This is a genomic window from Sorangium sp. So ce726 (assembly GCF_051521405.1).
In the GTDB taxonomy this organism is placed as follows: Bacteria; Myxococcota_A; Polyangia; order Polyangiales; family Polyangiaceae; genus Sorangium.
Genome location: NZ_CP150349.1, coordinates 6,422,234 through 6,436,047, shown reverse-complemented (window position 1 = coordinate 6,436,047; position 13,814 = coordinate 6,422,234). Strand labels below are relative to the sequence as shown.

11 protein-coding genes are annotated in these 13,814 nt (G+C 70.0%); 8 read left to right on the top strand and 3 right to left on the bottom strand.

What is annotated here, in order from left to right; all coding sequences use genetic code 11:
- Positions 1-154: 154 nt before the first annotated feature.
- Both WME79_RS23930 and WME79_RS23925 read right to left on the bottom strand, forming a co-directional pair.
- Positions 155-1,156, bottom strand: a complete 1,002-nt coding sequence (locus WME79_RS23930) for a hypothetical protein (protein WP_437539314.1) — start codon at positions 1,154-1,156, stop codon at positions 155-157.
- A gap of 30 nt (positions 1,157-1,186) precedes the next feature.
- Positions 1,187-4,366 (bottom strand): TonB-dependent receptor, encoded by a 3,180-nt coding sequence (locus WME79_RS23925; RefSeq protein WP_437539312.1) that lies wholly within the window; start codon positions 4,364-4,366, stop codon positions 1,187-1,189.
- Between the two features lie 266 nt (positions 4,367-4,632).
- Between WME79_RS23925 and WME79_RS23920 the strand changes: the two genes are divergently transcribed.
- The 8 genes from WME79_RS23920 (at position 4,633) to bioB (ending at position 11,973) form a co-directional block, all read left to right on the top strand.
- Positions 4,633-5,421 (top strand): energy transducer TonB, encoded by a 789-nt coding sequence (locus WME79_RS23920; protein WP_437539310.1) that lies wholly within the window; start codon positions 4,633-4,635, stop codon positions 5,419-5,421.
- Between the two features lie 237 nt (positions 5,422-5,658).
- Entirely contained in the window at positions 5,659-6,375 is a 717-nt protein-coding gene (locus WME79_RS23915) for a MotA/TolQ/ExbB proton channel family protein (RefSeq protein WP_437539308.1), read from the top strand.
- A gap of 111 nt (positions 6,376-6,486) precedes the next feature.
- On the top strand, positions 6,487-6,903 hold the full coding sequence (locus tag WME79_RS23910) for an ExbD/TolR family protein (protein WP_437330912.1): 417 nt from the start codon (positions 6,487-6,489) through the stop codon (positions 6,901-6,903).
- A gap of 5 nt (positions 6,904-6,908) precedes the next feature.
- Positions 6,909-7,361 carry an ExbD/TolR family protein gene (locus WME79_RS23905; protein ID WP_437539306.1) on the top strand — a complete coding sequence of 151 codons (453 nt, stop codon included), beginning with the start codon at positions 6,909-6,911 and terminating at the stop codon, positions 7,359-7,361.
- A gap of 127 nt (positions 7,362-7,488) precedes the next feature.
- On the top strand, positions 7,489-8,877 hold the full coding sequence (gene thiC / locus WME79_RS23900; RefSeq protein ID WP_437539304.1) for a phosphomethylpyrimidine synthase ThiC: 1,389 nt from the start codon (positions 7,489-7,491) through the stop codon (positions 8,875-8,877).
- The gene (locus WME79_RS23895; RefSeq protein WP_437539302.1) at positions 8,874-9,572 is read left to right on the top strand and encodes a thiamine biosynthesis protein; all 699 of its coding nucleotides are present in this window, start codon (positions 8,874-8,876) and stop codon (positions 9,570-9,572) included. Before thiC ends, WME79_RS23895 begins: the two co-directional genes overlap by 4 nt.
- A gap of 167 nt (positions 9,573-9,739) precedes the next feature.
- Positions 9,740-10,792: a type IV pilus twitching motility protein PilT gene (locus tag WME79_RS23890; protein ID WP_437539300.1), complete on the top strand. Its 1,053-nt coding sequence runs from the start codon at positions 9,740-9,742 to the stop codon at positions 10,790-10,792.
- Positions 10,793-10,923: 131 nt separating this feature from the next.
- Positions 10,924-11,973 (top strand): biotin synthase BioB, encoded by a 1,050-nt coding sequence (gene bioB / locus WME79_RS23885; RefSeq protein WP_437539298.1) that lies wholly within the window; start codon positions 10,924-10,926, stop codon positions 11,971-11,973.
- Here bioB and WME79_RS23880 read toward each other — a convergent pair.
- The gene (locus WME79_RS23880; protein ID WP_437539296.1) at positions 11,915-13,672 is read right to left on the bottom strand and encodes a mechanosensitive ion channel family protein; all 1,758 of its coding nucleotides are present in this window, start codon (positions 13,670-13,672) and stop codon (positions 11,915-11,917) included. The two genes, bioB and WME79_RS23880, sit on opposite strands and share 59 nt — an antisense overlap.
- Positions 13,673-13,814: the final 142 nt, after the last annotated feature.

The following is a 13,814-nucleotide window of genomic DNA, read 5'->3' as shown; positions in this document are numbered from 1 at the left end:
CGCTGGCGCTGCGCAACGAGCAGGGGCTCTTCGAGCCTGCCGTCTTCGCGCGACGACCAGGGATGCGCCTGGGCGATGAGGGTTTAGGGGAGGTGAGGGGAGAGGGGCCGGAGGAGCGCTGGCGGGACGATGGGCGCCCCGCCAGCGAGGCTGCCTACTTGAGGGCGGGGATGGAGTCCGCGTCGAGCACGCACAGGCCCGCGCCAGCGTCGCACTTCACCTTGAGTTCCGGGGAGAGGCGAGGGTTCACGCAGAGGGCATCATCGCCCTTGTCTGTGGGGATCGGAGCGCCCCCGGGCTCGGGATTCGGGGCGTAGACCCGACAATCGATCGCCGGCCAAACTCCGACGACCTTGTACGTCGCCGAGCAGCTCTCCTCCGAGTAGGTGACTTCTGCCTCGAAATGATTGCCGAGGTTGGCGGCTGTCACGTACACGCGCATGTTGCGCCACTCGAGCTTGTGCGATCCCAGCGCCACCGGCGGTACGCCGCCTTCCCCACCGCCGCCCTCGCCGGCGCCACCGTCGCCGGCACCACCGGCTCCGCCAGCGCCGCCTTCCCCGGCGCCACCGGCACCGCCGTCGCCGGCACCACCGGCACCACCGGCACCGCCAGCGCCGCCAGCGCCGCCGTCGCCGGCACCACCAGCGCCGCCTTCCCCGGCGCCACCGGCACCGCCGTCGCCGGCACCACCGGCACCGCCAGCGCCGCCCTCGCCGCCGGGCAGCAACACCACCTCGGCGGGATCGAACGTCGGCACCGTGCAGATCTCGTTGTCATCCGGGTCGCGACTCGCGAAGGCACCGATCGCGAACGGGTTCAGATCCGGGTTCGGGTCGATCGTGGCGCCGCCGCGATACCAAGTGCCGAATTCCAGGGTCTGGATCGCGACGAGCTTCTCATCCACGTCGGGGAGCTTGTCGCCATTCTTGTCCTGATTGTACACCTGCATCCCGACCAGCTCGACAGTTCCGTCCTTCAGAGCACAGGGGCCCTCGGCATCCCCGTCGATCCGGGTAAACTTCGTTGCGAACGCGGACCCAAGGGCGCCGCCGACCGTGCACTCGGGCTTGGGCTGCGAGCAGCCCGGAGACATCGCCGCGAGCGGTGAGAGCGCCGCGAACCCTGCCATCCAAACAAGCCATCGCTTCTTCATCGCTTGCATCCTTTCCCGCGCGCGCCGCGCCTAGAACGTCACCCGCGCGCCGAACCGGAACTGCCGCGGTGTCTGGAACTGCGTGGGCTCGCCATAGTTCGGGTTCACGGCCTTCGGATCGAGCGGCTCGCCGGTGTTGTGGTCTTTCACGCACGTCGGCAGATCTTCCTTCGTTCCATCGACGCAGGGATCGACGTACGCGCTCGTGTAACGCTGGTCCACCTGGATGACCTCCTGGAAGTTGAAGAGGTTGAAGACATCCATGGTGACGGTGAGCTCGCTGTCCTTCGCGAGCTTGACCGAATAGCCGATGTGGCCGTCGACGTTGTGGACCCAGGGGAGGCGGTCGCCGGCGCCTCGGGGCAGGATGAACGACTCGTCGGGGCCGTACAGGTAGTGCGCTCCCCAGTAGTCGATGGGGGCGCCGGAGCGGGACCTGTACGTGAGGCCGACGTCGAGGACCATTCCCTTCGGGAGCTCGATCGCCTTCGCGCCGTAGACCTTGATCTCGTGCGTGTTGTCGCCGGGCAGGGCCCCCTCGCGGTTGACGAGGAGCGACGCCAGATCGAACTCCGTGTTGATGTTCGGATCGAGCTGGTCGGTCTCGGGCTTGAAGAGGCCCGGATAGTTGCCTCGCAGGTACGACAGCGTATAGCTCACCTGGGCGAGCCACAGGTCGGAGAAGGTCTTGTTGAAATAGAGGGTCAGCGCGTCGTAATCGCGCGTCGCCTCCGGGAAGTCCTTGGCGATCCCCTTCCCGGGGTTGCCGATGAAGTAGGTGTTCGCTTCGTCCCGGCTCATGTCCTCGATGACGTTGTTCATCCAGCGCTTCGTGTACGTCGCGCCGACCCGCCCGTTCGGGATGACCTCGTATTCGCCGCCGATCACGATCTCGTCCGACGACTGCGGCTCGAGATCCGGATCCACCGGAGACTTGCCGCCGCCGAACGTGAACCAGTTCTTGTTCGGATCGTAGTTCAGGGCCCCTGGGGCGCCGAAGGCCTCGTCGATCGGAACCCGGCTGTCGTCATTCCGGCACTGCCCTTCGCCATAACCCGTCGCGTCCTCGGGGTTCCCAGGGTTACAGCCGCTGGCGCCGCCCCGGTGGAAGGAGCGGATGTTCCGCTCGTCGCCGAACGCGCGATCCAGCATGTCGAGGGGGACGCTCTCGTAATACCGCGCGTAGTTCGCGAACACCTTCGACCGGCCCTCCTGCGTGATGTCGTAGACGACGCCCACGCGCGGAGACCACTGGTTCGCGAGCGCCAGCCCGAGCTTGCCGTCGCTCGCGTACAGGTACTGCGCGTCGTAGCGGACGCCGATGTTCAACGTCACCCGGTCGAGGATGCTCCAGCTGTCCTGCGCGAAGGCGCCGATCGTCGCCCCGAGCGACGACACCGTGAGCTTGTCCTGGATCACGTAGTCCCTGGCGCCGGGGCCGGTCGCCAGGCCGTCCGGACCGGTCAGGAAGCCGAGCTCTCGCTCGTCATGGGAGGCATCCCACTCTCCCTCCTCCACGTAGGTGGTGCCGCCCGCGTACGCCTTGATGTGCTTGTACGTCGTGATCTCGCCGTCGATGCCGGCCTTGACCACGTGGTGCCCGAGCCCCTCGAAGATGCTCGTCACCATCGCCTTCAGCTGGAAGCGGTTGAGCGCGGCGTCGTCGATGAAGTCGGGGCCGCCTTGCCAGTACTGGCGCACCGCGCAGGGCACCGCGGCGACCTCGCCGGTCTCCGTTTTCAGCGGCTCGCACATGGCCCGGGCCTCGGGCGAGAGCCTCTCGAAATCGTAGATCGAGTACGGGTTCGGGGAGTACCGCTGCCAGACCATGAGGGGCACGCCCGCCAGGCCCTCGCGCGTCCCGAGCTCCGAGCCGTCCGGGGGCAGCCGCGCGCTCCGCTGGTTGTGCCAGCCGAGGGTCGCGTCGAGGAGCAGGGTCTTGTTCTTGAACGCAGACGACCACTTCAGCGCGACGTCGGTGGACGACGCCACGTACTCGTGCGCCATCGCGCCGTACTGGCCGATGATGTTCGAGAGCTCGGTCACGCCCTGCTGCGGGTCGAACCCGAACGTGCCGTTGCCGCCCGAGGTGGAGGGCGAACCGTAGACGGAGAGCGCGACGCTGTGGTCTGGATCGATCTGGTAGGTCAGCTTCCCGAGGTACTGCAGCGTCTGCTCCTCGGCGCGGTAGAAGCGCTGCGTTCCCGGCAGCCGGTCGACGACGTTGAGCCCGGTCGCGCGATCCTCCACCGGCTCGAACGTGGTGGGGTTGTAGCGCGTGGCGTACAGGTTGCGCTCCATCGAGTAGCTCTTGAACGCGAGATCGGCGCCCGCGAAGAACCAGAGCTTGTCCTTCAGGATGGGGCCGCCGACCTCGAACCCGTAGTCGCGGATCGACGATAGGGTCTCGTCCGTCTGGATGGTCTCGCCCTGACGACGGACCGCCTTGGGCGCGCCCTCGAAGACGCCGGGCGTGATGTTGAAGAAGACCGAGCCCTGGAACGCGTTGCCGCCGCTCTTCGTGACGACATCGAGGACGCCCCCGGTCGCGCGGCCGAACTCGGGCATGTACCCGCCGGCCACCACGTTGACCTCCTTGATGAACTCTATGGTGAGCGGCGTGCCGACGATCCCGTAGGCCGGGTCGTTCACCGACAGGCCGTCGATCACGTACTGGTTCTCGGGGGAGGAGGTGCCGGCGATGGACGTGCCGAACTCGTCGGCCTGCGCCCCGGGGACGGTCGCGGCGACCGACTCGAAGGAGCGCGTCGTGGCGCCCTTCCCCGTGGGGGGCGAGACGGCGATGCGCCGGGTGAAGTCCTGGGTGATGCTCTGGCTCACGCTGCTCGAGCCGACGTCGACCGTCGGCGCGCGGCCGATAACGACGATCTCCTCCGCCTTCAGCGCCTCCGGGAGCAGCTCGACGTTGACGCGGAAGGTCGTCGCGGCGCGGACCCCGATCCCTCCGCGCGCGTACGGCTTGAACGCGTCCTTTTCGAAGCGCAGTGTGTAGTCGCCCGGCGGCAGGTTCGGGATACGGTACTGGCCAGTGCCGTCCGTGACGACCAGCTGCTCCCCTTGCAGCGCTGGCGATGTCGCCGTCACGACCACATCGGCGGCCGGCGCCCTGTTCGACGCGTCGACTACCCGCCCGAGGAGCACGCCGCTGCCCGTCTGCGCGAACGCAGGGTACGCGGTCAACAAAGTCATCGCGAGCAGCAGCAACGCCGCCCACGGCCCCAACGGCGCACGTGAGCGCCCTCCGTGTTCCAGCCTCTTTTCGAGAAACTTCACGGAATTCCCTCCAGAAATGTATGCCCCTCGAGTCCTTCCTTACCCTAGACAGGAATCGCGCCAGACAATAGACTTTTTTGTAGGACTCGCTCGCTTGTACACTCCGGGTAGGCGCCGCACGCTTCCATACGTCGCGGCTTCTCTACCTCGATCGGCTCGAGTCCTAGGAGTTACGACCCCTCATGTTCGACTCGGTACTCGGTCGCGCTACCGCCACCCAGGGGCGACTAGGGACGGGGACAGCGCTCTCCATTGTCGCCCATGTGGCGATCGCGGGGGCGATCCTCTGGCAGGCCACACGCCCTCGAACCGAGAAGCCGAAGGACGTCGAGGTCACATTTTTCGCCCCGGCGCCGCCCCCTCCGCCGCCGCCGCCTCCGCCGCCTCCGGGCGGCGGCGCGAAGCGCCCGCCGAAGGTGGAGCGCATCGAGCAGCCGAAGCCCGTCAAGACGCCTGACACGATCTACGACATGCCGGAGAAGCCCAAGGCCAAGGCGCCGGAGCCAGAGCCCAAGCCGGAGCCGGTCAAGGAGGATGCGCCGGAGCAGCCGGGCGGCGTCGAGGGGGGAGTCCAGGGCGGCGTTCAAGGGGGCACCGTCGGTGGCGAGGTCGGCGGTCAGATGGGCGGCCAGCTGGGCGGCAAAGTCGGCGGCCAGCTGGGCAGCACGGCGCCGCCGCAGAACGTGGTGCTTGCGTTCGGCGCCGGAATGACCCGGCCTTCGAAGGTCGCGGGGCGCGACCCGCAGTACACGCGCGAGGCGCTCGCCGCGCGCGTCGAGGGGCTCGCGATTGTCAAGTGCATTATCAAGCTGGACGGCTCGCTGAGCGGCTGCCGGATGGCCAAGTCGCTTCCTCACATGGATCGGGCGATCCTCGATGCGCTCGCGACGCATCGCTATACCCCCGTCATGTACCAGGGGCGCCCGGTCTCGGTGGACTACGTGTTCCCCATCCGGCTCAAGCTCCCTTGACGTCCGGGCGCGCAGGAGTGTTATTGAACCGCTGGAGCATCTAGTAGAGAAGGGTACGGGTAGGTCCGCGCTGCGGTGCTGCCGAGTCCGCTCGGTATCCACAGAGGTGCTGCTCCAGCATCACCTGAGGTGCTGCTCCAGCATCACCTGAGGTGCTGCTCCAGCATCACCCGAGGTGCTGCTCCAGCATCACCCAAACCATCACGCGACATGGGGCGCCAGGAGGCGCGAGAGACGATGCAATTCACGTTGATCGAGCTGTGGGGCCACATGGGGCTCTTCGCGAAGCTGATTGTCTTCGCGCTGGCCATCATGTCCGTTGCGTCGCTGATCGTCTTGGGCGAGCGCCTCGTCGTGTCGTTCCTGTCGCGCGCCGCCTCCCGCGCGTTTGCGGCGCGGGTCGGGCCGCTGCTCGCCCGGGGCGAGCTCGATGGGGCCTGGACCGCCGCGAGGCCGGGCGGCGAGAGCGGTTATCTCGGGCGCGTCATCGGCGCCGGGCTCGCCGCTTATGCCTCAAACACGCCTTCGCGGCTGCCGGCGCAGGGGCACGAGCGCGACGGAGTGTTCGAGTCGGTCTCGCGGGCGCTCGAGCGGCAGGCGCAGCGCGAGGTGCTCAGCCTGAAGCGAGGTTATGGCCTGCTCGCGACGGTCGGATCGACGGCGCCGTTCGTCGGCTTGCTCGGGACGGTCATGGGCATCGTGACGGCGTTCCAGCAGATGGCGGCCTCTGGCTCCGGCGGCCTCGGCACCGTCTCGGCGGGTATCGCGGAGGCGCTCATCACGACCGCCTTCGGGCTCATCGTCGCGATCCCGGCCGTCATGGGGTACAACTATCTCCAGGGTTGGGTCGAAGCCCGGTCGATCGACATCTCGGAGTCGTCGAACGAGCTCCTCGACGTCGTGGCGAAGCGGCTCGACGGGCGCCTCGGGCCGGCCGCTGAAGAGGCTGCTTGACAGAGGACCCGCGCGACACCCCGCGTGCCTCTCCGCGGAGCGCGGCGCCCGGCGCCTCGCCCCCGCGGCGCGGCGCGCGGTGACGCGCCCAGCAGGGAAGCGAGCGTTCCAATGGGGATGGGTGTCGGCCCGCAGAGGGGCCCCAAGAGCGAGATCAACGTCACGCCGCTCGTCGACGTCGTCCTCGTCCTGCTCATCATCTTCATGGTCGTCACGCCGATGCTCCAGCGCGGCAAGGACGTGAAGCTGCCGCAGGCCGCGAAGGTGGACGAGGAGAAGAAGGAGGTGGACCCGTTGATCCTCTCCGTGACGCTGGAGAAGACGGTGTGGGTCGAGAACGACAGATACGATGACGCCGGGCTCGCCGAGCGGCTCGCGCGCGAGTTCGCGGCGCAGCCGGGGCGCAAGGTGCTGGTCAAGGGGGACCAGCGCCTCTCGTTCGGCGACGTCCGCAGGGTGATGGAGACGGCACGCAAGTCGGGCGCGAAGAGCGTCTCGCTGGCGGTCGAGGAGCTGAAGGGGAGATAGCGGCGATGAGCGCGAGCGCGAAGAGGAAGTTCGTCATCAAGCCGGCGGTGCCCCTGAACTCCGACATCAACGTGACGCCGCTCGTCGACGTCGTGCTGGTGCTGCTCATCATCTTCATGGTCGTGACGCCGCTGCTCGAGAAGGACATCGGCGTGCGCGTGCCAGACACCGAGCAGGTCAAGCAGGACACCCCTCCGCCGCCCGACCAGCTCGTCGTCCGGGTGAGCGCGCAAGGTGAGCTGCAGGTGAACGACGAGCGGGTCGAGCGCGCCGAGCTCGTGGGCAAGCTCAGGCCGATCCTCGAGCGCCAGAGCAGGCCGCAGGACAGGATCGTCTTTGTCGTCGCCGACGACGGCGCCGTCTACGGCACCGTCGTGGAGGTGCTCGACGGCGCGAAGGCCGCCGGCGCACAGACGCTCGGCATGATGACCGAGCTCCCCGAAGCGCCGCCTCCCTGACAGCGGCGCGAGCGCTGGTAGAGGCGCGCTTTCTGGCCGGCTCGAGGTCGGGCGGCCAGGCGCGACGCGGCGCTTGCGTCGCGCGCGGTCGCGACCTAAACCGCCCACCTCGAAAGCGAGGTCGTCGATGTTGCGGTCCGAATGGGTGAGCAAGCGCGCCGGGAGCCCGAACCAGAGCCAGATGCACTTCGCGAGGAAGGGCATCATCACGGAGGAGATGGAGTACGTCGCCCGCCGTGAGAAGCTCGCACCCGAGCTCATCCGCAGCGAGGTCGCGCGCGGCCGGATGATCATCCCCGCGAACAAGAACCACCTGAACCTCGAGCCGATGTGCATCGGCATCGCGTCGCTCTGCAAGGTGAACGCGAACATCGGCAACAGCCAGACCACGAGCGACGTCAGCGGCGAGCTCGAGAAGCTGCGCTACTCCATCAAGTACGGCGCAGACACCGTGATGGATCTCTCGACCGGGGGCGACATCGACGGCATCCGCCGCGCGATCATCGCGGACTCCCCTGTGCCGATCGGGACGGTGCCGATCTATCAGGCGCTCGAGGCGTGCAAGGGCACCGCCAAGATGACGGCCGCGGACCTCATCGACATGCTCGAGCACCAGGCGAAGCAGGGGGTCGATTACTTCACGATCCACGCGGGCGTGCTGCTCGAGCACCTGCCGCTCGTGAAGGGCCGGATCACCGGCATCGTCTCGCGCGGCGGCTCGATCATGGCGCAGTGGATGATCGAGCACCACAAGCAGAACCCGTTCTACACCCACTGGGACAAGGTGCTCGAGGTCTGCGCCAAGTACGACGTCACGATCTCGGCGGGCGACGGCCTCCGCCCCGGCTGCCTCCACGACGCCAGCGACGCCGCCCAGTTCGCCGAGCTGAAGACGCTGGGCGAGCTCACGAAGCGCGCCTGGGAGAAGGACGTGCAGGTGATGATCGAGGGCCCCGGGCACGTGCCGTTCGATCAGATCGCGATGAACGTGCAGAAGGAGATGGAGCTCTGCCACGAGGCGCCGTTCTATGTGCTCGGCCCGCTCGTCACCGACTTCGCGCCTGGCTATGACCACATCACGAGCTGCATCGGCGCCACGATGGCCGGCTTCGCGGGCGCCGCGATGCTCTGCTACGTGACCCCGAAGGAGCACCTCGGCCTTCCGAACGCCGAGGACGTCAAGCAGGGCCTCATCGCCTACAAGATCGCGGCCCACGCCGCGGACGTGGCGCGGAAGCGCCCGGGCGCGCGGGATCGCGACGACGCGCTGAGCCGCGCCCGCTACGCCTTCGACTGGAAGCAGCAGTTCGCGCTCTCGCTCGATCCGGAGACGGCCCAGGCGATGCACGACGAGACGCTCCCTCAGGAGTACTTCAAGACCTCGGAGTTCTGCTCGATGTGCGGGCCGAAGTTCTGCTCGATGCACATCAACCGGGTGGTCGACGAGTACAACGCGCGGCAGGAGCCCGAGAACGCGCCCACGAAGCGGTCGCTCTCGATCCTCGATCAGCCGTGAAGCAGGGGAGGGGCCGCGACGGCATCCGCCGCGCGCGGCGGACGGCGCCTGTCGCGGCGCGCCTCGCCTTCGTCGTACCCGTCGCGCTCGTCCTGCTCGCGCCCCTCGGCTGTCGCCGCGAGCAGGGGAGCGCCCCTCGCGCCGCTGCGTCGCCCGCCTCGGCTGCTTCCTCGCCCTCCCTGGCGCCGCGCCCGCCGAGCCCTCGCCTCACCGATCCGCGCTGGCGCCTCGCCGCGGGGGACGACCCGCTGGAGTGTGCCCGGCTGGCCGAGGCCGAGGGCGCCTCCGGCCTCCTCGCCGCGCTCGATGACGGCGGCGACATCGCGCTCACGGCCCTGCGCGCTCTGCCGTACGCCGATGACGCCGACCTGGCGCTCGGACCGCTCGCCGAGCGCGCCCGCGCGTCGTCCGGGCCGTCGCTCCCGCCCCTGCTCGAAGCGCTCCTCGGGATCGCCGGGCGGCCACCGCGCCCGCGCGAGCCGCTCGACCCGGACGGGGCGCGCGGCGCGGCCGCGGCCCTGGTCGAGCTGTCAGGTCGGCGCGACCTCCCCTCGGACCAGCGCGCGCTCGCCGTCTCGGCGGCGCGCGCGCTCGCCGAGCGGGGGCTCGTCGATCCTCTCCGTATTCCGGCAGATCTGGATCCCGAGGGCTCCGTCGCGGGCGCCGCGGGAGGCCCGGCGGCGCCGCGTCCCTGACGTCCCGCGCGGCGGTCCCGGGCCGCGGGGCCGTCCCGCGCGGCGGCGCGGGCGCGCGGCCGTCCCGCGCGGCGGCGCGGCGCCCTCTGGGCTTTCGCCCTCTGGGCTTTCGGTTCGTGCAGCCGCGCTTTGGGCCGGTCGGGTTCCAATTTGGTACCTTGCCCCCCGTGACGACGCCGTACACCTCCGAGGCCTTCCTCCATCAGCTCCTCGGCAAGGCGCTTGCCGCCCACGCCAGCGACATCCACCTCAAGGTCGGTCAGCCGCCGGGCGCGCGGGTGCGCGGCGACATGGTCTACTTCCGCGTCGACAGGATCCGGCCCGAGGACAGCGAGGCCGCCGCGCGGGTGCTGCTCGCCGGGCGCCCTGCGCGCGAGCTGCTCGCCACGCTCCAGGAGCTCGACACCTCCTACGTCGTCCCGGGCCTCGGCCGGTTTCGCGTGAACATCTATCGCCAGCGCGGCTCGCTCGCGATCATCCTGCGGAGCATCCCGCTCAAGATCCCGACGTTCGAGGAGCTGGGCGTGCCCTCGGCCGTCCGGGCGATGGTGGAGCACGATCACGGCCTCGTGCTCGTCGCGGGCACGGCCGGCAGCGGCAAGAGCACGACCCTCGCCGCGTTCGTCGGGCACATCAACGCGACCGTGCCGCGCCACATCGTGACCCTGGAGGATCCGATCGAGCACGTGCACGAGGACAACCGGTCCAGCGTGAGCCAGCGCGAGATCGGCGTCGACACCGCGGATTTCCCGACCGCGCTGCGCTCCGCGCTGCGGCAGGACCCGGACGTCGTGCTGATCAGCGCGCTCCGCGACGGCGAGTCGCTCGATCTCGCGCTTCACGCCGCGGAGACCGGGCACCTCGTGCTCGCGGCGGTCAGCTCGGCGGACGTCACGCGCGCGCTCGGGCGGCTGATCGCGCTCGGCAAGAGCCCGAGCGAGGTGCGCGACCGGCTGGCCGACTGTCTCCATGGCATCGTCGCGCAGCGCCTGCTCCCTCGCCGCGATGGCTCGGGGGAGGTCCTCGCCGCCGAGGTGCTCGTCGGGACGGCAGCGGTGCGCGAGGCGATCCGGCGGCCGGAGGGGAACCCGTCGCTGCGCGAGCTGATGGAGAAGGGGGTCACGCCGTACGGCATGCAGACCTTCGACGCGCACCTCAGGCAGCTCGTCGCCCAGGGGACGATCGCCAAGGAGACGGCGAAGGCGGTGACGGCGCTCTAGAGCGAGAAGCGGGCCAAAGCCGCCAGAAAAGAGCAGAATTTCGAACCGCCAAGCCGCCAGGGACGCCAAGAAATCCCTCCCTATCGCGCCTTGCTTGCGGCGGCGCCTCAAGCCCGGCTATGAGCGAGCCCATGCTCGAAGGGATCGAACGAGAAGCGGCGGAGCACAGGAATGGATGCAGCGGCCCGGCCGGGCACGCCCCGCCGGCGGGCGCGCCCCGCCACGACTGGACCGTCGGGCAGGCGGTCGCCCTGCACGACCTCCCGCTCTTCGAGCTGATCGACCGCGCCCGCGCTGTCCACCGCGCGTTCCACGGCGAGCACGAGGTCCAGCTCTGCACCCTGCTCAGCGTCAAGACGGGGGGCTGCCCCGAGGACTGCGCTTACTGCCCGCAGTCGAGCCATTACGAGACCGAGGTCGGGCCGGAGCGCATGCTCGACGTCGGCGCGGTCCTCGCCGCCGCGGAGCGCGCCCGCGACGTCGGCTCGACGCGGTTCTGCATGGGCGCCGCGTGGCGCGAGGTGAAGGACGGCCCCGCCTTCGAGCGCGTCCTCGACATGGTGCGCGGCGTGAAAGCCCTCGGCCTCGAGGCGTGCTGCACGCTCGGCATGCTCACCGACGACCAGGCGCGCCGCCTGAAGGAGGCCGGCCTCGACGCCTACAACCACAACCTCGACACCTCGCGGAAGGCCTACAAATCCATCATCTCGACGCGCACGTACGACGAGCGGCTCGTCACCCTGCGCAACGTCCGGCGGGCGGGCATCACCGTCTGCTCGGGCGGCATCATCGGCATGGGCGAGTCGATCGCCGACCGCTGCGAGATGCTCGTCGAGCTCGCGCGCCTCGATCCCCACCCGGAGAGCGTGCCGATCAACGCCCTCGTGCGCTCGCCAGGGACGCCCCTCGAGAGCCTCCCCCCGGTCGATCCGATCGAGTTCGTCCGGATGATCGCGGTCGCGCGGGTCATGATGCCGCGCGCGATGGTGCGCCTGTCCGCCGGGCGGGCGGAGCTCTCGCGCGAGACGCAGCTGCTCTGCATGTACGCGGGGGCGAACTCGATCTTCTACGGGGACAAGCTGCTCACCACGCCGAACCCCGGCGAGGACGAGGACCGCGCGCTCATCGAGAAGGCGGGGCTTCAGCCGATGGCGCCCGCCGCGGCGCGCGCTGCCCGTTAGCGAAGCCCCCGGCCGCCGCCGCCTCCGGCTGCGGGCGCTCCCCTCCGCGCGGCGCGACGTGCAGCGTCTGCGTCGGGTAGGCGAGCCGCGACCCGGCCATGTCGATGATCTGCAGGAAGGTGATCAGCATCGACTGCCGGATGTCCCGGAACTCCGCGAAGTCGCTCGTCTGGAACCAGGCCGTCACCTCGACGTCGAGCGAGGACGGGCCGACGCCGATGAAGCGCACCACGATGTCATCGGGCCAGATCTTCGGGTGCTCCCGCAGCGCCCGCTCGCACTCTTCCACGATGGCGCGGAGCTGATCGGGCGATGTGTCGTGCTCGATCCCCAGCACGCAGGCGAGGCGTATCCGGTCGCGCGCCGTGAACGACTCGATCTGAAGATCGGCCAGCTTGCCGTTCGGGATCGTGACGATGGTCCGGTCGAGCGTGCGGATCCGGGTCGAGCGGAGCCCGATGCTCTCGACCGTGCCGAGGAGCGCGTCGACCTTCACGAAGTCGCCGACCTGGAACGGCCGGTCGATGCCGATCGCGACCGAGCCGAAGAGGTTCTCCACCGTCTTCTGCGCGGCGAGGGCCAGCGCGACGCCGCCGATGCCGAGGCCGGCGATGAGGCTCGCCACCGGGTAGCCGAGCTCCGAGAGCACGGCGATCACGCCGATGATCACGATCGCGACCTTCGCGATCCGCCCCATGAGCGGCACGAGCGAGCGCGCCGCGGGGTTATCGCGCGTCGCGGGGGCGGCGAGCAGGCGGCCGCCGACGGCGTCGATCGTGCGCAGGGCGAACCAGAAGACGGCGACGAAGACGCCGGCGCGCAGCACCTTGTCGAGGAACTCCTCGGCCGGCAGGTAGAGCCCGAGCCACGGGAGCGCGGCCGTGATCACGAGGAGCGCCGCCGCGAACGTGAACGGACCGCGCGCCCCCCCGAGGAGCACGTCGTCGAGCGTGGACTCCGTCCGGGCGATGACGCGGCGGAGCGCGGCGCGGATGAGGTAGCTCAGCACCGCGCCGACGAGCCAGCCGGCCAGCGCGAGGACCGGCAGCGCGAGCCACTGCCACCAGAGCAGCTCGCGCGGACCGGGGCGCAGGAGCGCCGGCGGCAGGTGATCGCGGAGCCAGCGATCTTCGAGCCGCGCGTACCACTCGTCGACGCGCTCCACCGTGGCGCGCGAGAAGATCCAGCGCACGCCGTCGGGCGTCGTGCGCCGCACCAGGCGCACCGGCTGGGGCCCCGTCCGCGTCGGGATCTTGCCGAGCTGCTCGACGCCGGCCCCGAGGTTGTCCTGCGTGTCCCCTTGCGGCTGCGGCGAGAGCGTCTCCACTTCCAGCCAGAGGTGCCGATCGAGCACCGCCTTGAGCCTCTGCGCGAGCACCGCGCCGTTCGCCCTCGGCGGCACGTCCAGGTAACGCGCGGCCTCGGCGTAGTCGCCCCCGCGGCACAGCTCGACGAAGCTGCGCATGGAGGCCCGAGGCGAGTCGGGCGCGACCGGGGTCACCTCCGGATCGGGGCCGACCTCGGCGTTCGCTGCGGGCGGCGGCGACGGCGGGGGCGGCGGAGCGGACAGCTCTCCGGCGCTCGCTCCCAGAAGGGCGCACCCGAACACGAGCGCGAAGGCGAACGCGGCGCGGAGCCACATCGCCGGCGGCCAGAGGCGGAGCCGCCTCGGCGCCTTGGGGTGATCGGTCGAGGGCATGGGCCCTGCTATTCCATCGCCCGGCGGCTCTGTCGACCGCGCGGCGCGCGCGCCACGTGCGCTCGCTCGCAGCGGGTTCCATGTGTCGGAGATCCCGGAGGGGATCGCGGACACGCGGAACCGACCTACGGAGCCGATACGC